Origin of the sequence: Roseomonas aerilata DSM 19363 (genome assembly GCF_000711725.1) — a bacterium.
In the GTDB taxonomy this organism is placed as follows: Bacteria; Pseudomonadota; Alphaproteobacteria; order Acetobacterales; family Acetobacteraceae; genus Roseomonas; species Roseomonas aerilata.
The window spans coordinates 138,904-160,805 of the sequence record NZ_JONP01000009.1 but is presented as its reverse complement, the minus strand read 5'-3'; the positions used below and the strand labels follow the sequence as shown (position 1 = coordinate 160,805).

Here is a 21,902-nt window from a genome sequence, read left to right as displayed (position 1 = left end):
CCGCGGCGCCTGAGGATCCCTCCTCAGGCGCCGACGAGCAACGGCCGCATCCCCGCGGCGGCGTCGCGGAGCGCGGCCTTGCAGTTGCCCATCAATTCCTCGACCGTCGTCCGGCTCGCCTGGGTTGAGACGTGCAGCGCCGCGACCACCCGGCCGGCCGCGTTATGGACGGGCACCGCGAGCGAGCGGAGGTCGATTTCCATCTCCTGATCGACCAGGCAGTATCCTTCACGCCGCACCACGTCGAGCGCGCGCCGCAGCTCCCCCTCGTCATGGATCGTAAAGGGCGTCAGCGGAAGCAACTCCGCGCTGCGGAAAAACAGGTCCAGCTCCGCTTCCGGAAGGTGGCCGAGCAACACCCGGCCCATCGAGGTGCAATAGGCCGGCAGATGGGTGCCCACGTCCCGGTTCAGAGAGCCAAGGCGCCGACGCGCGGAGCGGGCGACGTAGATCACTTCAGTCCCATAGAGAACCGAGACCGAGCAGGATTGCCCAAGTTCCTCGCTCGTCCGCTCTAGGAATGGCTGCGCGACGCGTGGCAGCAGCGAGGAGGAGAGATAGGCCTGCGCGAGGGTTAGCACCTGGGGCGAGAGGCGGAAGAAATGACCCGAGGACTGCACGTAGCCGAGGGCCTGGAGCGTGAGCAGGCAGCGCCTGACCGTCGCCCGGGAAAGCCCCACCCGCTTCGAAAGATCCGAGAGGGTGAGATCCTGGTCCTCCGCGGTGAAGGCGCGCATGACCGACAGCCCGCGCGCCAGGGCGGTCACGAAATCACGGCCTTCCGTCGCACCCGGCTCGGCCTCGTCCATCAGGGGTGCTGCCATGGCTCAGGCCCGCAATGCCTCGAGCATGGCCTCGACATAGCCCTCGTCGCTGACAACGCTCAGCATGGAGACATAGGGGCGCAACTGCCCGAGTGTCGTGGAAACAGCCTCCGGCGACCGCGCGGCAGCATCGTGCAGGATCAGGCCGCAAGTCTTCGTGCCCGTCGAACGGCAGGCATCGCCGACCACCGACGCGAGTTGCGCGTCCTGGCCAGAGGTCGCGATCATCACGGCCTGGTTCGATGCCTCGACCTCCTGCACGAAGCCCTGCGCGCGGCCGACCACGTCGCGGAACCATCGCTGCACGTCGCCAGCGGCGATCCGCGCCTCGCTTTCGAAGAAAGAGGGCGCGAAGAAGACAGCGCCGTTCCATGAACGCGCGGACAGCGCCTCCACCACGTCGAGGCTCGCTTGGTCGAGCGCGACGACGAGGGTGGCGCGCGGCGCGGCGTTGGGCGCACGAACCCGGAACGCCGATTCTGCCGCCGTCGTCGCACGCGCGCTCTCGCTGATCATCACACGGAAGCCTGCGCCACACCGGGGCGCGCCTTCAGCGCCTCGCTCGCGGCATCCTTGAAGGCTTGGTCGGGCGGCAGCACGACCGCGGCGGAACGGACCTGCTGTTCCTCCGGCCGCGAGCCCGGCGGGGCCACACCCTTGTCTCGCAGCGCACGCGCAGCCTTCATCAGGCGAAAGCGGGCCATGATGATGCCATTGTCGGTGGAGGTGAGGTTCTCCCGCGTGCGGTCTACGACCGGTCCCATGCTTTCTTGCAGAGAGGCGTCCTGCATGGCGATGCCGGAAACGCCGCTGTAGGTGATGCCTGCCTTCTGCGCCGCGCGGTCCATGAGGTAGTCGTTGTCCTTGTTCGCGGCCGGGCGGTAGGTGCCGGGAACATAGGTGACGTGAATGCCGTGTCCCTCGCGCATCGCCTGCACCTCGCGCTCCGTCAGATCGCGCACGGGGTGGTAGTCGAAGCTCCAGGCCCAGCAGTTCTCGTCGTCGATCGGGATCCAGAAGTGGCCGTGGATCGGGTGGTCGCCGCGCGGCGGCACCATGGTGAAGCAAGGCATCACCCAGGGCGTGATGCGCCAGTAGTAGTGTCCGTCCTCCGCGTTGCGGCGCGCGCCGATGTAAAGGCCGCTCGGGTGCTCCACCACCTCGAAGACGGGGGCGCTGTCGTTCAGGTTGTACTGGTTGCCCTTGGCGCCCTTGAACAGCGGGTCGGAGCTGAGCGCGCCCCGGTGCAGGAAGGAGACATGCGCGGAATCGATCCCGCCCTCCATCGCCTGCAGCCAGTTGCACTCCTGCAGCCGCTTCGAGGAGAAGGTCTGCTCGGGCCGGACGGTGATGAACTCCCATTCGGGCAGCGGCGGCTGCAGATCCGGGGGGCCCATATAGGTCCAGAGGATGTGCCCGCGCTCCACCAGCGGATAGGAGGTCAGCTTGATCTTCTGGCGGAAGCCGCTCGACTCAGGCTCGGACGGCACCTCCGTGCACTGCCCCGTCACGTCGTACTTCCAGCCGTGATAGGGGCAGCGCAGCCCGCAATCCTCGTTCCGCCCGAACCAGAGCGACACGCCGCGATGGGCGCAGAACTCATCGACGAGGCCGAGCTTGCCCTCGCTGTCGCGGAAGGCGAGCAGGCGCTCGCCCAGCAGCTTGATGCGCACCGGCGCGCCGCCGGGCTCGGCAACTTCCTCGGCCAGCAGCGCCGGGATCCAATAGCGGCGGAACATGTCGCCCATCGGCGTTCCCGGCCCGGTCTGGGTCAGAAGCTCGTTCTGTTCCTTCCTCAGCATGACATTTCGCTCCCAGGGATGTTCTTAAAGGGAACCCGCCATCAGGCGACGGGCCGAAGCTCCTGCTTCAGGTTGCGGACGAGGTCGTTCAACTTGGTGGCAGGATCGGCAAGCGTTGCCGCCGGCACGGCCGCGTCGAGTGCGATCAGCTCCTTCACGAAGCGCAGGTCGCGCGCTGCGTTGATGCCGATGCCAGAGACCGGCCGGTCCCCATCCATCTGCACCAGCAGCGCCGTGCCCGCCGGGAGGGAGCCGCGGGTGACCCAGGGCAGGTCGGCTGAGACCATCCCGCAGATCTGCATGTTCAGCCCGTGCTGGTCGCTCCAGAACCAGGGCACCTCGGAATAGGGCACAGGGTTCCCGACCATGTTCCGCGCAACGGCGATCGCGGCGTTCTGGGCGTTCTGCCAGGATTCCAGCCGGACCGGGCGGCCGTAGCGGGCGTCGAAGCGATTGGCCACATCGCCCGCCGCCCAGATGAACGGATCCTCCGTGCGCCCAAAGGCGTCGACCACGATGCCGTTCTCGACGGAGAGCCCCGCATCGCGCGCGAGCTCCACATTCGGGATGATGCCGATACCGACCACCACCGCGTCAGCGTCCAGCCGCTCGCCATCGCTCAGCACGACCACCGGCCGACCGCCGGCATCCTCGATCGCCGTCACCTGGGTCCGGAAGCGGATGTCGGCACCGTGGCGCGCGTGGAGATCGGCGTAGAAGGATCCGACCTCCGCCGGCACGCAGCGCGCCATCACCGCCGCCGTCGCCTCGATCACCGTGACGCGCGCGCCCTGCTTCAACGCGGCGGAGGCGGCCTCCAGCCCGATGAAGCCGGCGCCGACCACCACGAGATGCGCGCCGGGCTGCAGGAATGGCCGCAGCGCGCGTGTGTCGGCGAGCGCGCGGATAGGGTGGCAGCGCGGATGGTCCGCCCCCGGCACGGGAAGGGGCCGCGGCCGACCACCGGTCGCCAGCAGCAGCGCACCGTAGGGCAGCACCGAGCCATCCTCGAGGCGCAGGCTGCGGGCGGCGCGGTCGATCGCCGCAACGCGAACGCCCAGCCGCAGCACGACGCCCTCGGCCTCGTACCACTCGCGCGGCCGCACCCAGGCGACCTCGTCGGAGCCGAGCAGCATCTCCTTCGAGAGCGAGGGCCGCTCGTAGGGTGGATCGACTTCCTCGCCCACCAGGGTCAGCGGGCCGGTGAAGCCCGCCGTGCGCATCGCTTCCACGGCCCTGCCGCCAGCCTGGCCGGCACCGACGACGACAACGCCCTTTTCCGTCAGATCGTCCATCGCTCAGGCCACCGTTTCCGCGCGGGCGCGCATCGCGGCACCGGAGAGCCGCAGCAGCGCCTCCACCACCGCCTCGGGGCTCGCCTTGTTGCTTCCGGCGATCTCCAGCGCGCTTCCATGCGCGACGGAAGAGAAGAGCACGGGCGTGCCGATCGTCATGCCCGCCGTGCGGTTCGTCGCGAGCAGCTTGGCGGCTAGGTGGCCCTGGTCGTGCACCATCACCACGAAGGCGTCGTAGCCCGGCTTGTGGAACATCGTATCGGCGCCGAACGGGCCCTCACAGAGGATGCCGCGCGCGCGGGCCTCCTCCATCGCGGGCTCGATGATCTCCGCCTCCTCGTTGCCGAACATCCCGTGCTCGCTCGCATGCGGGTTCAGGCCCGACACGGCAATGCGGGGCGCGGCGACGCCGAGCTTGACCAGCACCGCGCGCGTCGCCTCCAGCACCCGCAGCACCCGCTCCCTCGTGATGAGGTCGATCGCCTGCCGCAAACCGACATGCAATGTCGTGTGCACGATCCGCTTGGTGTCGAAGCAGAGCATGAGGAAGGCGTCCTCCTCCGGCGTGCCGGTGCAGCGCGCGACGAAGGTCGGGTAGCCATCGAAGTCGATGCCCGCTGCCTTGATGGCGAATTCCGTCTGCGGGCAGGCGGCAACGGCCTCCACCGCGCCCTCCATGGCCGCGCGGATGGCCACGGAAGCAGCCTCGACGGCGGCGCGCCCATGAGCGGCGCGCACCTCGCCGGGGGCCAGCGGCTCCTCCCCAAAGCCGTCGAGGTCGAGCAGGACCACGCCTTCCGCTTCCGGCATCTCCCTTGCCGAGCGAACGACCTGGACCGGCGCAGCGATGCCGCAGGCGCGGGCGTGGAAGTCCAGCGCCCGGCGGTCGCCCACCAGCAGCAGGTGGCAGGCGGCGCGCACGCGCGGGTCGAGCGCAGCCTTCAGCGCGATCTCAGGCCCGATCCCCGCAGGGTCGCCCAGCGCCAGGGCGATGCGCGGAAGCGGTGCTCCGGCGGGCGGCCTACCGATCGCGTTCATGCCGCCTTCCGCCCCTCGACCGGGTTGATGCAGACCTTCCCGTCCACCACCCTCGCTTCCCAGGTGCGGAGCGCCTCGGTGCAGGGTGCGGCAGTGGGCGCGCCCGTGCGGATATCGAATTTTCCCTGGTGGAAGGGGCACTCGATCTCACACCCCTCCACGAAGCCCTCCGCGAGGGAGCCGGGACCGTGGGTGCAGAGATCCTGCGTCACGTAGAAGGCGCCTTCCACGAGGAACACGGCATAGGCCTCGCCGCCAAGCTCGGCCCGGACGGGCGTGTCCTCCTCCACGGCCGAGGCGTCGCACAACGCTTGCAGCCCATCCTCCAGCGACATCTTTCCTCCCGCCGAACCCTTGCGCCCGACCAGCCTTTGTTCGTTGTGCGAACACAAACTGCTGTTTGCGAACGGTCTTGCTCGTTCTGACGGGGCCCTGTCAAGCAACGTGAAGAGGCGGGCGCTTTCGGCAGCCGGAGGCGCGGCGGAGCAGCCCGACGTCGAGCAAGCGCCATGGTGACCTGCCGCGCAGCCTCAGCCGCGGCCCGGTCAGTCCTGCTGCGAGAGGGTCGAGGCCAGAACACCGCCGCCGCCATAGACGGGCGCCCGCCGCAGCCTCCAGAAAACCTTGCCGAGGCCGCCCCAGGCTTGCCCCCAGTGCATTTCGGCGCGGCGCCGCTGGCCGGCGAGGCCAGTAACCAGGGCAGCGGGCAGGTGCAGGGCCGCCTGCGCCGCTCCCACGCCGCGCCAGATCCCCCGGCGCAGCGGCCCGCCCGCATTGGCCACGCGGATCTGCCCCGCCCGGAACCGCCGCTGCATCAGCGCGGCCCGGTTGAGCCGGGCGAGCGAGACGTGCTCGTGGCCGACGGCCACGGGCTCGTAGACGAATCGGTGCCCCTCCTCGGCGAGTTCACGGATCAGCGCCGCATCCTCCCCTCCCAGCAGGCCGAGCGCGGGGTCGAAGGGCGGCCGCCGCGCGGCGAGGATGGCGCGAGGCATGAGCGAGAGGCAGGTGCCGAGATGGGCGCGCGCGGCCGTCACGTCCCGCTGCCCACTGCCGAGATCCCTTGAATAAGGGCTTAGAAAGTGATGCGCCTCCTCCGCGCAAGGCGCCTCTGGCACTGCCAGGTAGCGCCCGAAGGCTGCAGAGGCGCCAGTCTCCCGTAGAGCGGTCAGCAGGGCGGCGAGCGCCTGCTCTTCGACGATGTTGTCGTCATCAACGAAGGCGATGAACTCACCCGTTGCCTCCTCCACCCCCCGGTTACGCGCGTGGGAGATGCCTGGGCGTGGTTCAGCCAGGTAGCGGACCGGAACAGGTCCCTCCGGCAAGCCCGTCACCACCTGGCGCGCGGAACCGTCGGGGCAATTGTCCACCACGAGGATCTCGCCGCCCGCTCGCTGCCAGAAGGTCTGGCGCAGCAGCGCCTCGAGGCAGCCACGCAGCAGGACCGGCCGGCGGAAGGTGGGAACGACGACGCTGACGGAAGTTGCTTGCATCTCGGCACTCCCCTCCTTCGGCAAGCTTTGACACGGGAGCGCTGTCTTACCCCAAGCGCACGATCCCGCCTCTCCCGCAGCGCAGGCCGGACGATGTATCAGTGGAAGACCTTACCAGATCCTCCTCGCCACGCCGCGCAGACCGATGGGCCTCCCTTACGGCCGGATGCGCCGCCGCAGGGCGCTCCAAGCGGAGCAGCGCGATCTGGCTCAGGAGGCCGCGAACAGGAGGAGCAGGCGCGGAATCAACACGCCGCTCCCTTGATCGGGCCGATCCAGGTGCTGCCGACGTCCATGCTCCTGGCCAACCACGCTTGACCCACCTGACAAGGCCCTGCGCCACCCGTCGGATACGGCGAAAGCCGCCCAGGCTTTCGCCCGGACGGCTTTCCCTCTGGTCAGGAACGCGCCTCAGCCCTGGCGCGTGCCACCAGCGGAGGGCGCCTGCACGGCGACGAAGGCCCGCTGCCCATCGCGGATCACCTGCAGCGCGACGGCGCCGCCGTTGCTTCGCAGCGCCTCGCGGATCGCGCCGACCGCCGCCTCCGGATCGCGCACCGTCTTGCCGCCGACGGCCGTGATCACGTCGCCCTGACGCAGACCGGCCTCGGCGGCCGCGCTGTCGGGAACGACATTCGCGATCACCGCGCCCTGCGTGCCCTCCGGCAGGTCGAGGCCCGCCCGCTGCGCCTCGGCCACGCTCGCCAGGGCGACGCCAAGCCGCGGCCCCCCCTCGGTGGCCGCACCCTCTCCGGCGGAGGCGGCGTTCGTGTCGCGCAGTTCGGCGACGCGCACCGGCAGCCGAACCTCCTGCCCCTCACGGCGCGCGGTCAGGGTGGTCTCCGCGCCCCTGCGGGTCTCGGCGACGGCGCGGGCCAGGTCGCGCGGGCTGCGGATGGGCGTCTCGCCCAGCGCGGTCACCACGTCCCCGGGGCGGAGGCCGGCGCGGGCCGCCGGGCTGTCATTCTCCACCTGGGCCACCAGCGCACCCTCGGGCCGCGGCAGGTGCAGGGCGCGCGCCATGGTGGCATCCACCGGCTGGGTCGCCGCGCCGAGGAAGCCGCGCTCCACCCGCCCGTGCTCCTTCAGTTGCGCCACCACCTTGTTGACGAGGTTGGAAGGGATGGCGAAGCCGATGCCGATCGACCCGCCGGAGGGGCTGAAGATCGCCGTGTTCACGCCGATCACCGAGCCATCGAGCGCGAAGAGCGGGCCGCCCGAGTTGCCGCGGTTGATCGGCGCGTCGATCTGCAGGAAGTCGTCATATGGCCCGCTGTGGATGTCGCGCCCGCGCGCCGAGACGATGCCCGCCGTGACCGTGCCGCCAAGGCCGTAGGGATTGCCGACGGCGACCACCCAGTCGCCGGGCCGCGCCGTGTCAGAATTGCCGAGGTTGAGGAAGGGCAGCGGCGCGCCGGCATCGACGCGCAGCAGGGCGAGGTCCGTGCGCGGGTCGCGCCCGACGATGCGGGCCGGCAGCTCGCGCCCGTCATCCAGCGTCACCTTCACCTGCGTCGCGCCGTCCACCACGTGGTTGTTCGTCACGATGTCGCCGGCGGCATCCACGATGAAGCCGGAGCCAAGCGCCTGCACCTGGCGCCCGCCGCGCTGCGCGCCGCCCTGGCCGGGCGTCGGCCCGCGCTTCGCGTCGCCGTCCTGGTCGCCGAAATAGCGACGGAACATGCGGTCCTGCTGGGAACCGTTTGGAAAGGGCGAATCCGTCGCGTCGGCCTGGACGCGCTCGGTGGCGGTAATGGTCACGACAGCCGGCCGCACGCGGGCAACGAGGTCGCCGAAGCCGGGCAGCGCAACCTGCGGCGCGGCGACGGCGGGCGCGTCGGGCTGGGTGGTCGTGGTCTGGGACTGGGCTTGATTCTGGGTCTGGGCGAAGGCGGGCACCGGCAGCCAGCCGGCGGCGCCGGAAAGGGCAGTTCCCGCCAGCAGCATGGCCGCGAGGGCAGCGCCGCGGCGGCGGTTCGAGGGATTGGACATGGCGATCATCTCCTGGAGGGCGGCGGGGTGGTCCGCCCTGCTCCCGACAATGTCGGTGCGCCGGCGTGGAGGATCGCCGACAGGATCATGAAGAAGGTTTCAGACTTCGTCGCCGGGCAACGTGAGAACGGCAGAAAGTCCCCTCCCCCCCGGCCCCTCACCGAGGGTGAGCGCGCCACCGTGCAGACCCGCCACGGCCGAGACGAGCGATAGCCCCAGCCCCGTGCCCGGCGTGCCGCGGCTGCGGTCCAGCCGGTAGAAGCGCCGCACCACCTTATCCCGCTCCTCTGGCGGGATGCCCGGTCCCTCGTCCGAGACCTCCAGCACCGCGCCCGGCCGCAGCGAGACACGGACGCGTCCGGCCCCGTGCGCGAGCGTGTTGTCGAGAAGATTTGCCAGCGCCTGCCGCAGCAGTGGCGCGCTGCCCTGGATGAACACGCGCGGCGCGACTTCCACCTCCAGTTCCCGTCCCGCCTCCTCGGCCGAGGGCGCATAGGCCTCGGCCACGGCAAGGACGAGCGCCGAGAGATCGACGCGCGCGAAGCCCTCCCGGCCCGCGCCCGCCTCGGTGCGGGCGATGCGAAGAAGCGCGGTGAAGGTCGCGAGGATGCCGTCCAGTTCCTCCACCGCCCCTTCCAGCGCCTCCGCATCCGCCGCCGGATCGCGCGCGCGGGCCAGCGCTGCCTCCAACCGCTGCCGCAAGCGCGAGAGCGGTGAGCGGAGGTCGTGCGCCACGTCGTCCGTCACCTGCCGCACCTCGGCCACCAGCGTCTCGATGCGCTCCAGCATCGCGTTGATCGTCGCCGCCAGGCGATCGAACTCGTCGCCGCGCCCGCTCTCCGGCAAGCGGCGGGTGAGGTCGCCCGCCATCACCGCGCGCGCCGCGCCGCTGATCGCGGCCAGCCGGCGCTCGAGACCCTGCCCGAAAAGGAAGCCGAGAAGCAGCGCGACGAGCGCCGCGACGCCGCCCGCGACCGGCGGCGCCCAGGCCAGGGCATAGGCTGCCCGGTCCACAGAGGAGAGGTCCGCCGCGACGATGAGGTTCGCGCCGCCTGGCAGCACAGCGCCGAGCACCCGCAGCGGCACCTCCCCACCGCCGCGCCGCCAGGTAGCGAAACCCTGCAGCGCCGTGGGTGCAGAGGGCAGCCGACCCGCGATCGGTCGTCCGTCCGCGGTCTGCAGCAGCACCAGCAGGGGCCCCCGGCGGCGGGAGGTGCTCTCGGCTACCTCCGCGAGGCCGCGCAGGCCGAAGGTTTCGTAATCTCGCAGCAGCCCCTCCGCCTCGGCGGCGAGGACGAGGTCGAGTTGCTGGCGCAGCGCCCCCTGCGCGCGCAGCCACCCCCATCCAGCGCCGAGGAAGGAGGTGATCAGCACCACCACCGCGACCGCGAGTGCAACGCGCGGCGCGAAGCTGCGCGGGCGGATCACGCGGCCGGCCGGCCGGGCTCCGCCGGCGAGAGGACATAGCCCGCACCCCGCACCGTGCGGATCATCGGCGCCTCGCCGCCCGCCTCCAGCTTCCGGCGCAAGCGGCTGACATGCACGTCGACCACGTTCGTCGTCGGGTCGAAGGAGAAGTCCCAGACCTTCTCCAGCAGCATCGTGCGCGTCAACACCTCCCCGGGATGGCGCATCATGTATTCGAGGAGCCGGAACTCCGTCGGCAGCAGCTCGATCGCGCGCGCGCCGCGCGAGGCGGTGCGGCGAAGAAGATCCATGCGCAGGTCGCCAACCGCCAGCTCATGCATCTCCGCCTGCTGCGCCGGCCGGCGGGCGAGGGCGCGGATGCGCGCGCGTAGTTCCGAAAAGGCGAAGGGCTTGGCGAGGTAGTCGTCCGCCCCCGCCTCCAGCCCCTCCACGCGACGGTCCACCTCGCCGAGCGCCGTCAGCACGAGAACCGGCGTCGTGATAGCGGAGGCACGCAGCGCGCGCAGGATGGAGAGCCCATCCGGCCCCGGCAGCATGCGGTCCGTCACGATCACGTCGAAAGGCTCGTTCAGCGCAAGAAAGAGCCCGTCCTTGCCGTTGCTGGCGACATCGACGACGTGCCCCTCCTCACTTAGTCCGCGCGAGACATAGGCGGAGGTCGCCGCGTCGTCCTCGATGAGAAGGATCCGCATGCCCTGCCCCTCAGCGCGCCGCGCTCATCCGGCCGAGGAGGTGGTCCCCGACCCTCAACGCGTTGGCGATGATGGTCAACGTGGGGTTCACCGCGCCGATCGAGGGGAAGAAGCTCGCATCCACCACATAGAGGTTGTCCAACCCGTGTGCCCGGCAATCGAGGTCGAGCACCGAGGTCGTGGGATCCGTCCCGAACCGCATCGTACCCGCCTGGTGCGCCGTGCCGCCGATGGGAATCTTCCTCCCGAGATAGAGGCTGCGCGGGATGAGGTGGGGATGCACGTCCATCACATCGAGCATTCCCTCCAGCTTCGCCTTCAGTCGCTGGTGCGCCTCCATGTTGGTCTCCTCGACCGCGAGCGTCACGCGGCCGTCGCGCCCGAGGGTGATCCGATTCTCCGGCCGCGGCAGGTCCTCGGACATAAGCCAGAAATCGACGGAGTGCCGCGCCAGCTCGTCGAAGGGCATGTCCGGCAGCCAGGAGAGGAATTCCGGCAGCACCTCCGCCCGCACCTGCTCGCCGTGCGACTTGCCGAGCATCTGGATGCCGCCGAGCGGATAGTCCCAGTCATCCGCGCCGAAGTAGAAGTCGTTCAGCGCCATCGTCTTCTGGAACACCGTGTCGTTCGGCCGGCGCGAAACCGCCATGAAGGCGGAATTGTTGTGCCGCATGTAGTTCCGCCCGACGAGATCGGAACCATTCGCGAGCCCGCGCGGGTGCGCGTCGCTCGCCGAGCGCAGCATGAGCAGCGCGGAGGATAGCGCACCGCAGGCGGAGACGACGATGTCCGCGCGGTACACCTCCTTTTCGCCGCCGCGTGTCACGTGCACGGCGGTGACGCTGCGCCCGGCCGCGTCTGTTTCCAGCCGATCGACATAGGCGCCCGTCAGCAGGGTCACGTTCGGGTGGCGCAGCGCGGGGTCGATGCAAATGATCTGCGCGTCGGCCTTGCCGTTGGTCAGACAGGGGAAACCGTCAAAGGCGTCGCAGCGGATGCATGCGCTGTGCGGCAACACGCGTCCCTCCGCCTCGTCGAGAAGGATGGCGAGCGGCTGCGGGAAGGGCCTGCGCCCCTCTCGCAGGAGAGCGTCGCAGAGTTCCTGGATGCGCGGCTCGTGCGAGACCGGCGGGTAAGGATAAGGCCCGCTCGCCGGCGGCTCCGTCGGATCCGCGCCGCGCAGGCCGTGCACGTGGAACAGCCGCTCCGCCTCGGTGTAGTAGGGTTCGAAGGCGTCGTAGCCGAGCGGCCAGGCGGGCGACACGCCGTCTGCATGCACGATCTCGCCAAAATCCTCCGCGCGCAGGCGGAAGAGCGCGCCGCCATAGACTTTCGTGTTCCCACCGACGAAGTAGTGCAATCCTGGATGGAAGCTGCTTCCGTCCGCCCCGTGCCAGGTTTCCGTCGCCTGATACTTGCCGTCCACGAAGACGGCGCCCGGATTCCAGTTGTCGCGTTCGCGCCGGAGGTACTCGCCGCGCTCGATGATGAGGATCCGCTTCCCGCTGGGCGCCAGCCGCAACGCGAGGCTTCCCCCGCCCGCACCTGATCCGATGACGATGACGTCGTAGCGCGCGTCGCTCATACCGGTAACCTCTCACACCCAGGCGGGGAAGGTTGCCTGGAACCTGGTTCTGGCGAGCCGCCGGCCAGGCGAAGTGCTGGCCTGCGCCGCCGGGAAACCGCCCACATGGTCAAAACGGCTTTCGAAACGGTCAAAACACCCCTAGACTGCTCACGATTTCGTGAGCTATCGAATTCCCGGTGGCATTCTTGGCCAAAAAACCCCTTCATAACAAAGGGGATTAGGGGGTACTTGAAGTGGATACACAGCTGGACTGCGCGCCGGACCGCCTTCGGTCCACGTGGCGCGCCGGGGAAACGCACGACCTCGCGCGGCTGCCGGAGGGGTGGGTCTGCGGCCGGAACTGCGACATCGGCGGCACCATGGAAGTCCCGGTCACCGTCGACTATGTGCTCATGCATCCGCGCCACGGCGTCGCGCTGATCGACCTGAGGGAGCCGGGGCACAACGCCGAAGGCGTGCTGCGCCAGCGCCTCGAGGAGACCGGGTTCCACCGGATCTTCACCGGCTACCTCCCCGTGATCCACGGCACGCTGCTGCCGTCCGAGTTGCCTGTTGCGGTCGAGCTCGTCGGCGCGGCCTTCGCCGAGCTTCCGCCGCTCACGATCGGCGCCGGCAAGGCCTGGGTGAAGACGCTCGAGCGCAGCATCGTGCCGGGCGACCGCGTGTGGACCGACAACCTCGACGGCGCGCCGCGCGGCTGGCGCGACGAGGCGCTGGCCATGCCCCGCCCGCCCGAGGCCGCCATCGTGTCCGCAGCCACCGAGACGACGCCGCACTGGTCCGCCACCGTCTTGCAGGTCGCGCGCGATCTGACGGCGGAAGCCCGGCGCGCGCTGCAGACCACCGTGCTGCCCCTTCTCCGCAGCGGTGCGAGAGAGGCGGCGGTGCGGCTCGCGCAGGGTGCCGTCGCGGCCTGGGGGCTCGTCGCCGCGTTTCCGCCCCGCGTCCGCTGGGCCGCAGCCGGCTCCTCCGCCCTCGCGCTGGTCGCCCTCCTGGCGCTTCCGAGCCCGGCGCCCACACCTGTGCCTGCGGCACCGCCGGTCACCGCAGCCGTCGCGGCACCCGAGCCCGCGCCCGCCGCACCGCCCGTGGTGCAAGCGGCGAGCGTCGCCCCCAACGAGGTCGGGATCGCCGACCAGGTGGGGCTGGCCGAGCTGACCCCGGCCGCGGCTGCCCTGGCAGCGCCGATGGTCGCGGCCGGCGCCCGGCCGGCGCCCCGCTCCGTCTCCTTCTCGCAGCCGCGCCAGCCTTCCGCGGCGGAGCAGCGCCGCGAGGCCTTGCGCGCGCGCCGCGCCGCCAGGGTGCGCGCCGAGGCGCGCGCCCAGTCGGCCTCGCGGCGCGACGCGCGCTGAAGGGCCGCGGCCGTCGCCGGTCCGTCCGGCGCGGCCGCCGCCAGGAGATGGCGGCCGATCGTCCGGGCCGTCTACGTCACCCCTGCGCGGGCGGGATCTCGGTGATCTCCACGCGGTCTGGATAGAAGGCGAGGTGCCCAGCAATGGCCGCTACCGCGGGAAAGGGCGCCTCGTAGCTCCAGACGGCGTTCTCCGCCCGCCGCTCCCCGGCGCGGAGCGTGTAGTAGGAGGCGCCGCCCTTGTAGGGGCAGTGCGTCACCCGCGGCGTGCGCTCGAACAGCGACATCTCGGCATCCTGCCGCGGCAGGTAATGCACCGGCGGCAGTGAGGCCTCCCGCAGGGTCAGCGCGCGCGTGCTATCGGCCAGCACCGTCCCTCCCATCGTCACACGCACGCGGTTCTGGTTGGGCTCGATGCTGATTGGATGATCGGGACCTGGAATCTTCACGATGCGGCTCCTCTTCTGGCGGCACCCGCGCGAGGCGGCCGGCCTGCGCCTGCCCAGGTAACGCCCGGCCCCGGATTTTTACAGCCGCCGCCACCGCGATGGACAGAGCGGCCTGCAAGCCTGTAGCGCTCTCTTGCGCAGGAGGCTCGCCCCCGCGAGCACCGCCTGGAGGAACAAGATCCATGTCCGACTTCACGCTGTGGGGCTTCGACGGCTCCACCTACGTGCGCACGGTGAAAATGGTTCTCGCCGAGAAGGGCGCGACCGGCTACCGCCAGGAACCGGTGAACGTGCTGAGCGGGGAGCCGAGGCAGCCCGAGCACCTGGCCCGCCACCCCTTCGGCAAGGTCCCCGTCCTCGACCACGACGGGATGCGCATCCTCGAGACCTCGGCGATCACGCGCTACCTGAACGACGTGCTTCCGGGCCCTTCGCTCGTGCCCGCCACGCCGAAGGACCGGGCACGGATGGACATGATCGTCGGTCTGGTCGATTCCTACGGATACGGCGCGCTCATCGCCGGCGTGGCGGCCTACCACCTCTTCCCCGACTTCGTCGGCGGCAGGAATGAGGCGATGCGCGCATCCGGGCTGGAGAACGGGCGCAAGCTCATGGACTTCGCCATGACGACACGCGGCGATTCGCCTTTCATCGCGGGGGAGCTGAGCCTCGCCGACCTCTACCTCGCACCTATCCTGTTCTACGTCTCGCTGACGCCGGACCGCGACGCGATCTTCGGGGCCGAGGGGCTTGCGGATTGGTGGAGCCGCGTGGAGGCTCTGCCGAGCTACCGTTCCACGCAGCCGGCGCTCGGCTAGGGAGCGGCCCCGTAAGGTTTATTTTGGCACCGGCAGTCCGGCTCGATAGGCTCGCGCCGTCGAACCGGACGCGGAAGAGAACGTCATGACACCCTTCACGGGAACGCGCCGCGGCGCGCTCGGGCTCCTTCTCGGCCTTGCCGCCCTGCCGGCCCTCGCCGCCGACTACCCCGCGCCGCGCCCGGCGGTCTGGACCGCCCGGGACTTCCGCTTCCACACTGGCGAGACGATGCCCGAGCTGCGGCTCCACTACACCACCATCGGCAATCCGTCGGGCACGCCGGTGCTGGTGCTGCACGGCACCGCGGGCTCCGCGCGCAGCCTGCTGACGCCGGGCTTCGCCGGCGTGCTCTTCGGCCCCGGCCAGCCGCTCGACGCCTCCCGCTACTTCATCATCCTGCCGGACGCGCTCGGCGCCGGCGAATCGGCCAAGCCTTCGGACGGGCTGCGCGCCGCCTTCCCCCGCTACAACTACGCCGACATGGTCCAGGCACAGTACCGGCTGGTGACGGAGGGGCTGGGGATCGGCCATCTCCGCCTCGTGCTCGGCAACTCCATGGGCGGCATGCATGCCTGGCTCTGGGGCGTCACCTACCCGGACTTCATGGATGCCATCGTCCCCATGGCCTCCCAGCCGACGGAGATGTCCAGCCGCAACTGGATGCTGCGTCGCCTGATGGTCGAGACGATCCGCCGGGATCCCGCCTACAGGGGCGGCGACTACGCGGAGCAGCCGCCGTCGCTGCGCAGCGTGAACGTCTTCTACTCCACGGCGACGAACGGCGGCACGCTGAACTACCAGGCGACCGTTCCCACGCGTGAGGCCGCGGACAAGCTGGTCGAGGCACGGCTCGCGGCCCCTGCCCCGAAGGACGCGAACGACTTCGTCTACCAGTGGGATTCCTCGCGCGACTACAACCCGGCGCCGCTGCTCGGCCGCATCCGCGCCCGTGTCCTTGCCATCAACGCGGCCGACGACGAGCGGAACCCGCCCGAGACCGGCGTCATGCAGGCCGCCATGGCCCGCATCCCGAATGCGCGCCTACTCCTCATTCCCGCGAGCGAGGAAACCGCGGGCCACGGCACCACGGGCAACGCGCGGTTCTGGAGCGAGGAGCTGCGCGCCTTCCTGCAGATCCTGGACTAGGCGTCACGCCTCTCAGTAGGAGCGGGGCAGGCCGAGCACCTTCTCTGCGATGAAGCACATGATGAGCTGCGTGCTGACCGGGGCGATCCGCATCAGCATCGCCTCCCGCATGTAGCGCTCCACGTGGTACTCCTTGGCGTAGCCGAAGCCGCCATGGCTGAGCACCGCGGTCTCGCAGGCGCGAAAGCCAGCCTCTCCCGCGAGATACTTCGCGGCATTCGCCTCCGCCCCGCAGGAGAGGCCGCTGTCGTAGCGCCAGGCCGCCTGCATCACCATCAGCCGCGCCGCCTCTAGCTCCATCCAGCACTTGGCCAGGGGATGCTGCACGCCCTGATTCTGGCCGATCGGCCGGTCGAAGACGATCCGCTCCTTCGCGTAGGCCGATGCGCGGCGGATGGCGGCGTGCCCCAGGCCCACGGCGGCGGCCGCGATAAGCACGCGCTCCGGGTTCATCCCATGCAGGATCTGGCGGAAGCCCTGCCCTTCCTCCCCGATGAGGTCGTCCGCCGGCACCGGCAGGTCGTCGATGAACAGCTCGTTCGAATCGACGGCCTTGCGGCCCATCTTCTCGATCTCGCGCACCTCGACGTAGCGGCGGTCAAGGTCGGTATAAAACAGGCTTAATCCATCCGTCGGCCGCTTCACCTGTTCCAGCGGCGTCGTGCGGGCGAGGAGAAGGATCTTCTCCGTCACCTGCGCGGTCGAAATCCAGACCTTGCGGCCATTGACGACGTAGCGGTCGCCCTCCTTCCGGGCGAAGGTCTTCAGCTTCGTGGTGTCCAGCCCGGTATTCGGCTCCGTCACCCCGAAGCAGGCCTTCTCCCGCCCGGCGACCAGCGGCGGCAGGATGCGGCGCTTCTGTTCCTCCGTGCCGAAGACGACCACGGGGTTCAGCCCGAAGATGTTCATGTGGATGGCCGAGACGCCGCTCATCCCCGCACCGGACTCACTGATTGCCTGCACCATCAGCGCAGCCTCCGCGATGCCCAGGCCGGCGCCGCCGTATTCCGTGGGGATGCAGATGCCGAGCCAGCCCGCCTCGGCAATGGCCGCGTGGAAATCGAGGGGGAACTCGCCGCTCCGGTCCCGGCGCAGCCAGTAGTCGGCGTCAAAGCGGGCGCAGACGCGCGCCACCCCCTCTGGGATGGCCTCCTGCTCCGGCGAGAGGGCGAAATCCATGCCGATGGTGCTCCTGCTTTCCTGCCGCCTCAGCCGCCGGGCACGTCGCGCAGGAGCGGCACGAAACCCTGGATGACGCGCGGCATTTCCACGGCCGGCATCGGCAGCCGCTCCGGCGGAAGGGTTAGGCTGTCGAGGAACCGCCCGGCTCGCGTGTACAGGGAGAGTTCCAGCGCTTCGCCGATCACCTCCGGCCGGCAGACGACTTCCTCCCCCGCCTCCCGGCGCGCCATCTCCACGAAGTCGCGGATCTCCTCGATGCCCGAGGTGTCGAAGCCGGCCTCGCCGAGGAAATCATCGATCTCCTCCACCACGTCGGACGGCGCGATAAGGGCGAGCGGCACGCAGCCCTCCACCGCCTCCGACACGGCCATGCGCCAGCGGTCGAAGCCGACGCGGAACTCCGCCTCCTCAGGCGTCTCCTCCACGGGCTCGTCCGCCGCGTCCTCGTTGGCCGGCTGGGCAGCCGTCGGAAGGCCGTTCTCGGCCAGATCCTCCCAGGTCGGCAGGCCCCAGTCGAACTGCACGCCTAGCAGCACGCCGAAGCCCCGTTGCGTCAGCTCCGCGGGATCGGCCGGCGGCAGCGCGGCCGGCTCGCCACCCGCGACCATCTCGGCTAGCCCCTCACGCAGCATGACGGGCTCGAGCGCCTCGAAGAGGGTGGCCGAGCGCCATTCCGGCAGAAAGCGCAGCTCCAGCGCCTCCCCCAGCACGCCAGAGGCGAGCAGGCTCCCGGCCAGCGCCCCGGCATCCGGCAGATCATCCGGCGGCAGCGCGACCGGCAGCGCCACCAGAGTTGCCCAGCCGGAGGGGCCGATATCGGCGGCCTCTGCCACCTGCAGCAGCTCCAGCTCCAGGTCCTCCGCGGCTTCCTCGCCGTAGCGCTCGGCCAGCTTGCGGGCGGCGAGGCCGAGCACGCCCCCGCGCCCCTCCAGGATCAGCGTCTCGGCCACGCGCCGGAAGGCCCGGTCGTCCTCCCCGGCGAAGGCGCGCACCAGCCGGTCGGCCGGGGAGAGCGATGACTTCGCCGGGGCCGCCGGCCTCAAATTCCGGGCGTCAAGGCCGAGCAATTCGAGCGCCGCCGCCCCGCGGAGCAGGTTCCCACGGTTGCGCCAGGCAAGCCGGTTCGCCGGCGTGTCGGGCCGCTCGTCCATCCAGCGCCGGAACAGGGCGCGGTCCGCCGGCTGCACGAAGACCTCCACCCCAGCCTCTGTCAGCGCCACGGCCACGGCACGGTTCACCGCAGCGGCGAGCGCGAGGTCGCTCTCACCCGGGCGTAAGGTGTCGAGCGTCTCCACATCCGGGAAATGCGTGAGCAGCACGGAGGAAAGCGAGGGAGCGAGGTCGCGCGCCAGCGCTTCGGCACGCGCCACCGCCTCGCGCTGCCCCGCGTCGAGGGCGGCGGCCTCGGGGCGCCCGCTCATGCCGCCGCGTCCCAGGCGGGGTTCACCAGCGGCCCCGGCGCGGCAAGGTGCCGCCGCGCCTCCGCGTATTCCGCACGCAGCCGCGCCACCAGCTCGGCCGCGGGCTGCACCGAGCGCACGGCGCCGATCCCCTGCCCCGAGCCCCAGATGTCCTTCCACCGCTTCGTGCGCTCGCCGCCGAAATCCATCCTCGCCGGGTCATGGGCGGAGAGGTTGTCCGGATCGAGCCCCGCGCGCCGGAGGGAGGGGCGGAGATAATTGCCGTGAACCCCGGTGATGAGGTCCGTGTAGACGATGTCCGAGGCGCCGTGGTCCACGATCATCCGCTTGTGCCCCTCCTCGGCCCGCGCCTCGGCCGTCGCGATGAAGGCGCTGCCGACATAGGCGAAGTCCGCCCCCATCGCCTCCGCCGCCAGGACGGAGCGGCCATGCGCGATGGCGCCGGAAAGCGCCACCGGCCCGTCGAACCAGGTTCGTGTCTCGGAGACGAGCGCGAAGGGCGAAAGGCTGCCCGCATGCCCGCCTGCCCCGGCCGCCACAAGCACGAGCCCGTCCGCCCCTTTCTCCACCGCCTTGCGCGCGAAGGTCTGGTTGATGACGTCGTGCATGACATGGCCGCCATAGGCGTGGACCGCAGCGTTCACCTCCGGCCGCGCGCCGAGGGAGGTGATGACGATCGGCACCCGGTGCCGCTCCACCACCGCGAGGTCGTGCTCCAGCCGGTCGTTGGAGCGGTGGACGATGAGGTTGATGGCGAAGGGCGCTGAGGGGCGCTCCGGATAGGCCTGGTCATGCGCCGCCAGTCGTTCCTCGATTTCGGAAAGCCATTCGTCGAGCTGGGAGGCCGGGCGGGCGTTCAGCGAGGGCATGGAGCCGACGATCCCGGCCGTGCACTGCGCGACCACGAGGTCCGGCACCGAGATGATGAAGAGCGGCGCGGCGATGACGGGGAGCGAGAGCCGCCCCCTCAGGCGCTCGCGAAGCGTGGCGGCCGGGCTGGACAAGGCCGGGCTGGGCGCAGCCGGGCGCTCGATCGTGGCACCTGTTTCCATGGCGATCCCTCCTCCCGGCATCCCCGGGGGACGCCGCGCAACCGCCAGCATAGGCCGCGCGGCACCGTCCGTCCCCTCCCCGGCCGCGCTTCAGCCGGTGGCGCCTGCCGTCACGTAGCCGGTCATGTCGTGCGCGAGATGACCCCGCCGCAGCGGCACGCAATCCGGCGGGAAGTCCTGCCGGAACCGCGCGCCCCGGTCCGCCGCAAGGTCGAGGAAGCGGCCGAGATGCGCCATGGCCCCGGTCGGTAGGTCGTGCAGGACGAGCAGCGTCCAGGGCTGGCTCGCGCACTGCTCAAGCGCCCTCTCGCACCATTCCTCCGGCTCCGCCCAGTCCCGCGGCACGGCGTTCCACAGCACGCAGGTGAAGCCGTCGTCCAGCAGCGTTTCGAGGGCCTCCGGGTTGAGCAACCGGCGGTCGAGGTTGCCGCCGCCGCCGAAGGGCCGGAACAGCCGGTCGGGGTGGGCCAGCGGCTCGATCAACTCCTGCGTTCGCCGGATCTCCGCCGCCGCGGCGCCGGGCTCTGTAATCTCGCCGAGTGGGGTGGCGTGGTTCCAGGTGTGGTTGCCGATGTGGTGCCCTTCCGCGTGCGCCCGGCGCGCCAGCTCCATGCCGCCAGGCTCGGCCACCTTGCGACCGAGGACGAAGAACGTTGCCAGCAACCCGCGCGCCCGCAGCGTATCCAGCACCAGCGGCGTCACCTCGGGCTCAGGGCCGTTGTCGAAGCTCAGGGTCAGGTCGAACACGTCATGCCGTCCTCGCTCGGGTGCCGCGGGGGGCCGTGATACACCCGCTTTGCCCGGCCGTCCCCCTGCCCCTGGCGGTCCGGCCGTACCCCGCGCGGGTTTGTCCCCCGCAGGGCGCGAAACGGTCTAGCCTTTGGCCCATCACAGGGGGAGTCGCCCATGCCCGTCTCCGGCACCGTTGTCGTCTTTGCCGTCATCCTCGTCCTCGCTGTGGTCACCGCGGCGAAGGGGATCCGCACCGTGCCGCAGGGGGAGGTCTGGACGGTCGAGCGCTTCGGCCGCTTCACGCACCTTCTCCAACCCGGGCTGAACTTCATCATCCCCTACGTGGACGCCGTCGGCCGGCGGATGAACGTGCAGGAGGTGGTGCTCGACATCCCCGAGCAGGTGGTGATCACGCGCGACAACGCCTCCGTCGCCGTTGATGGCATCGTCTACTACCGCGTGATGGACGCGGCGAAAGCGGCCTATCAGGTGCAGGACCTGCAACAGGCGCTCACCGCCCTCTCCATGACCAATATCCGCTCCGTGATCGGCGAGATGGACCTGGACCAGACGCTCTCCTCCCGAGAGCGGATCAACTCCGCCCTCCTCGTCACCCTCGACGGCGCGACGGAGCCCTGGGGCGTGAAGGTGAACCGCGTGGAGATCCGCAAGATCGAGCCGCCGGAGAACCTCATCCGCGCCATGAACCTGCAGATGACCGCCGAGCGGGAGCGGCGCGCGACGGTCGTGCAGGCGGAGGGCGCCAAGGCCGCGCTCGTCCTGCAGGCCGAGGGCCGGCGCGAGGCTGCCTTCCGCGACGCCGAGGCCCGCGAGCGCTCCGCCCAGGCCGAGGCGGCCGCGACCCGCATGGTGGCCGAGGCCGCCAGCGGCGCCGGCGGGGATGCGCTGCGCTACTTCGTCGCGCAGGGTTATGTCGCCGCCTTCCAGGCCATCGCGGCCAGTCCCTCCTCTCGCCTCGTCATCGTGCCGATGGAGGCTTCCGGCCTTGCGGGCGGGGTTGCGGCGGCGCTGGAATTGCTGCGGGACGGCTCCGGCGGCGGCATGTCCCCCGGCCCGGCGCGCCCTGGCCCCGCCCCGCCCAGGCCACCGGGCTTCGCGCCCCCGCCGCCCGCAGGCGGAAGCACCTCGCGCACTGTGCCGCCGACGGGAGCGAGCCCTTGGACAGCTGGCTGATCTGGCTCCTCTCCGGCCTCGTCCTGCTGGGGGCGGAGCTGGTGCTGCCCGGCATCTTCCTTCTCTGGGCGGGGCTGGCGGCAATCGGCACGGGGCTGGTTGGACTGGTGGCGGATCCCGGCTTCCCGGCCTCGGTTGTCATCTTCCTTATCCTGATGGCGGCCGGCGTCGCGCTCGGCCTGCGACACCGTCCCCGCGGGCGGACAGGCCTGAACACTCCTGAGGCCGGGCTGGCCGGGCGGGAGGGCCGCGTGCTCTCCGCCGACCCGGCTGGCCTGCGCGTGCGGATCGGGGACAGCGACTGGGCGGCACGGCCCGCTGCCGGCACGCATCCCACCGCGGGCGCCCTCGTGCGCGTGGAGGGCGTGGACGGAACGGTGCTGGTGGTGCGCGCCCTGGACTAA

The 21,902-nt window shown here is 70.8% G+C and carries 21 protein-coding genes; 5 read left to right on the top strand and 16 right to left on the bottom strand.

What is annotated here, in order from left to right:
- Positions 1-23: 23 nt before the first annotated feature.
- From BO39_RS12780 to BO39_RS12730, 11 genes are all read right to left on the bottom strand, one after another.
- Positions 24-824: an IclR family transcriptional regulator domain-containing protein gene (locus BO39_RS12780; RefSeq protein ID WP_043833753.1), complete on the bottom strand. Its 801-nt coding sequence runs from the start codon at positions 822-824 to the stop codon at positions 24-26.
- Between the two features lie 3 nt (positions 825-827).
- On the bottom strand, positions 828-1,340 hold the full coding sequence (locus tag BO39_RS12775; protein WP_043833750.1) for a hypothetical protein: 513 nt from the start codon (positions 1,338-1,340) through the stop codon (positions 828-830).
- Positions 1,340-2,626 carry an aromatic ring-hydroxylating dioxygenase subunit alpha gene (locus BO39_RS12770; RefSeq protein ID WP_043833747.1) on the bottom strand — a complete coding sequence of 429 codons (1,287 nt, stop codon included), beginning with the start codon at positions 2,624-2,626 and terminating at the stop codon, positions 1,340-1,342. The genes BO39_RS12775 and BO39_RS12770 overlap by 1 nt, the downstream gene beginning before the upstream one ends.
- Before the next feature lie 41 nt (positions 2,627-2,667).
- A complete protein-coding gene (locus BO39_RS12765) occupies positions 2,668-3,921 on the bottom strand; it encodes an NAD(P)/FAD-dependent oxidoreductase (protein WP_043833745.1) in 1,254 nt (417 codons plus the stop codon).
- Positions 3,922-3,924: 3 nt separating this feature from the next.
- Entirely contained in the window at positions 3,925-4,959 is a 1,035-nt protein-coding gene (locus BO39_RS12760; RefSeq protein WP_043833742.1) for a PdxA family dehydrogenase, read from the bottom strand.
- On the bottom strand, positions 4,956-5,294 hold the full coding sequence (locus tag BO39_RS12755; protein WP_043833741.1) for a non-heme iron oxygenase ferredoxin subunit: 339 nt from the start codon (positions 5,292-5,294) through the stop codon (positions 4,956-4,958). The genes BO39_RS12760 and BO39_RS12755 overlap by 4 nt, the downstream gene beginning before the upstream one ends.
- A gap of 210 nt (positions 5,295-5,504) precedes the next feature.
- Positions 5,505-6,452 carry a glycosyltransferase family 2 protein gene (locus BO39_RS29890; RefSeq protein ID WP_052402017.1) on the bottom strand — a complete coding sequence of 316 codons (948 nt, stop codon included), beginning with the start codon at positions 6,450-6,452 and terminating at the stop codon, positions 5,505-5,507.
- 411 nt (positions 6,453-6,863) lie between these two features.
- A complete protein-coding gene (locus tag BO39_RS12745; RefSeq protein WP_043833891.1) occupies positions 6,864-8,444 on the bottom strand; it encodes a Do family serine endopeptidase in 1,581 nt (526 codons plus the stop codon).
- 99 nt (positions 8,445-8,543) lie between these two features.
- Positions 8,544-9,872 (bottom strand): sensor histidine kinase, encoded by a 1,329-nt coding sequence (locus tag BO39_RS12740; RefSeq protein WP_043833737.1) that lies wholly within the window; start codon positions 9,870-9,872, stop codon positions 8,544-8,546.
- Complete coding sequence (locus BO39_RS12735; RefSeq protein WP_043833735.1) at positions 9,869-10,564, bottom strand: winged helix-turn-helix domain-containing protein; 696 nt, start codon at positions 10,562-10,564, stop codon at positions 9,869-9,871. Before BO39_RS12735 ends, BO39_RS12740 begins: the two co-directional genes overlap by 4 nt.
- Before the next feature lie 10 nt (positions 10,565-10,574).
- The gene (locus BO39_RS12730) at positions 10,575-12,149 is read right to left on the bottom strand and encodes a GMC oxidoreductase (RefSeq protein WP_043833733.1); all 1,575 of its coding nucleotides are present in this window, start codon (positions 12,147-12,149) and stop codon (positions 10,575-10,577) included.
- A gap of 236 nt (positions 12,150-12,385) precedes the next feature.
- Between BO39_RS12730 and BO39_RS12725 the strand changes: the two genes are divergently transcribed.
- Positions 12,386-13,504, top strand: coding sequence for a hypothetical protein (locus tag BO39_RS12725; protein WP_043833730.1), 1,119 nt, complete (start codon positions 12,386-12,388; stop codon positions 13,502-13,504).
- A gap of 76 nt (positions 13,505-13,580) precedes the next feature.
- Here BO39_RS12725 and BO39_RS12720 read toward each other — a convergent pair whose 3' ends face one another.
- Positions 13,581-13,952, bottom strand: coding sequence for a DUF427 domain-containing protein (locus BO39_RS12720; protein ID WP_043833728.1), 372 nt, complete (start codon positions 13,950-13,952; stop codon positions 13,581-13,583).
- A gap of 182 nt (positions 13,953-14,134) precedes the next feature.
- On the opposite strand from BO39_RS12720, the gene BO39_RS12715 reads away from it, so the two are divergent.
- Complete coding sequence (locus tag BO39_RS12715; RefSeq protein WP_043833726.1) at positions 14,135-14,770, top strand: glutathione S-transferase family protein; 636 nt, start codon at positions 14,135-14,137, stop codon at positions 14,768-14,770.
- Between the two features lie 85 nt (positions 14,771-14,855).
- The gene (locus tag BO39_RS12710; RefSeq protein ID WP_043833723.1) at positions 14,856-15,917 is read left to right on the top strand and encodes an alpha/beta fold hydrolase; all 1,062 of its coding nucleotides are present in this window, start codon (positions 14,856-14,858) and stop codon (positions 15,915-15,917) included.
- Positions 15,918-15,929: 12 nt separating this feature from the next.
- Here BO39_RS12710 and BO39_RS12705 read toward each other — a convergent pair whose 3' ends face one another.
- From BO39_RS12705 to BO39_RS12690, 4 genes are all read right to left on the bottom strand, one after another.
- The gene (locus BO39_RS12705; protein WP_043833721.1) at positions 15,930-17,096 is read right to left on the bottom strand and encodes an acyl-CoA dehydrogenase family protein; all 1,167 of its coding nucleotides are present in this window, start codon (positions 17,094-17,096) and stop codon (positions 15,930-15,932) included.
- Positions 17,097-17,125: 29 nt separating this feature from the next.
- Positions 17,126-18,520: a hypothetical protein gene (locus BO39_RS12700; RefSeq protein WP_043833718.1), complete on the bottom strand. Its 1,395-nt coding sequence runs from the start codon at positions 18,518-18,520 to the stop codon at positions 17,126-17,128.
- Entirely contained in the window at positions 18,517-19,572 is a 1,056-nt protein-coding gene (locus BO39_RS12695; RefSeq protein WP_084698078.1) for an NAD(P)H-dependent flavin oxidoreductase, read from the bottom strand. Before BO39_RS12695 ends, BO39_RS12700 begins: the two co-directional genes overlap by 4 nt.
- 90 nt (positions 19,573-19,662) lie before the next feature.
- Entirely contained in the window at positions 19,663-20,319 is a 657-nt protein-coding gene (locus tag BO39_RS12690; protein ID WP_043833716.1) for a polysaccharide deacetylase family protein, read from the bottom strand.
- A 159-nt stretch (positions 20,320-20,478) separates the two neighbouring features.
- On the opposite strand from BO39_RS12690, the gene BO39_RS12685 reads away from it, so the two are divergent.
- On the top strand, positions 20,479-21,498 hold the full coding sequence (locus BO39_RS12685) for an SPFH domain-containing protein (protein WP_084698077.1): 1,020 nt from the start codon (positions 20,479-20,481) through the stop codon (positions 21,496-21,498).
- Complete coding sequence (locus tag BO39_RS12680) at positions 21,483-21,902, top strand: NfeD family protein (protein WP_043833714.1); 420 nt, start codon at positions 21,483-21,485, stop codon at positions 21,900-21,902. The genes BO39_RS12685 and BO39_RS12680 overlap by 16 nt, the downstream gene beginning before the upstream one ends.

Coding starts and splice junctions, on each gene's coding strand:
- BO39_RS12780 (WP_043833753.1), bottom strand. CDS start 824: ATGGCAGCACCCCTGATGGACGAGGCCGAGCCGGGTGCGACGGAAGGC.
- BO39_RS12775 (WP_043833750.1), bottom strand. CDS start 1,340: ATGATCAGCGAGAGCGCGCGTGCGACGACGGCGGCAGAATCGGCGTTC.
- BO39_RS12770 (WP_043833747.1), bottom strand. CDS start 2,626: ATGCTGAGGAAGGAACAGAACGAGCTTCTGACCCAGACCGGGCCGGGA.
- BO39_RS12765 (WP_043833745.1), bottom strand. CDS start 3,921: ATGGACGATCTGACGGAAAAGGGCGTTGTCGTCGTCGGTGCCGGCCAG.
- BO39_RS12760 (WP_043833742.1), bottom strand. CDS start 4,959: ATGAACGCGATCGGTAGGCCGCCCGCCGGAGCACCGCTTCCGCGCATC.
- BO39_RS12755 (WP_043833741.1), bottom strand. CDS start 5,294: ATGTCGCTGGAGGATGGGCTGCAAGCGTTGTGCGACGCCTCGGCCGTG.
- BO39_RS29890 (WP_052402017.1), bottom strand. CDS start 6,452: ATGCAAGCAACTTCCGTCAGCGTCGTCGTTCCCACCTTCCGCCGGCCG.
- BO39_RS12745 (WP_043833891.1), bottom strand. CDS start 8,444: ATGTCCAATCCCTCGAACCGCCGCCGCGGCGCTGCCCTCGCGGCCATG.
- BO39_RS12735 (WP_043833735.1), bottom strand. CDS start 10,564: ATGCGGATCCTTCTCATCGAGGACGACGCGGCGACCTCCGCCTATGTC.
- BO39_RS12730 (WP_043833733.1), bottom strand. CDS start 12,149: ATGAGCGACGCGCGCTACGACGTCATCGTCATCGGATCAGGTGCGGGC.
- BO39_RS12715 (WP_043833726.1), top strand. CDS start 14,135: ATGTCCGACTTCACGCTGTGGGGCTTCGACGGCTCCACCTACGTGCGC.
- BO39_RS12710 (WP_043833723.1), top strand. CDS start 14,856: ATGACACCCTTCACGGGAACGCGCCGCGGCGCGCTCGGGCTCCTTCTC.
- BO39_RS12705 (WP_043833721.1), bottom strand. CDS start 17,096: ATGGATTTCGCCCTCTCGCCGGAGCAGGAGGCCATCCCAGAGGGGGTG.
- BO39_RS12700 (WP_043833718.1), bottom strand. CDS start 18,520: ATGAGCGGGCGCCCCGAGGCCGCCGCCCTCGACGCGGGGCAGCGCGAG.
- BO39_RS12695 (WP_084698078.1), bottom strand. CDS start 19,572: ATGGAAACAGGTGCCACGATCGAGCGCCCGGCTGCGCCCAGCCCGGCC.
- BO39_RS12685 (WP_084698077.1), top strand. CDS start 20,479: ATGCCCGTCTCCGGCACCGTTGTCGTCTTTGCCGTCATCCTCGTCCTC.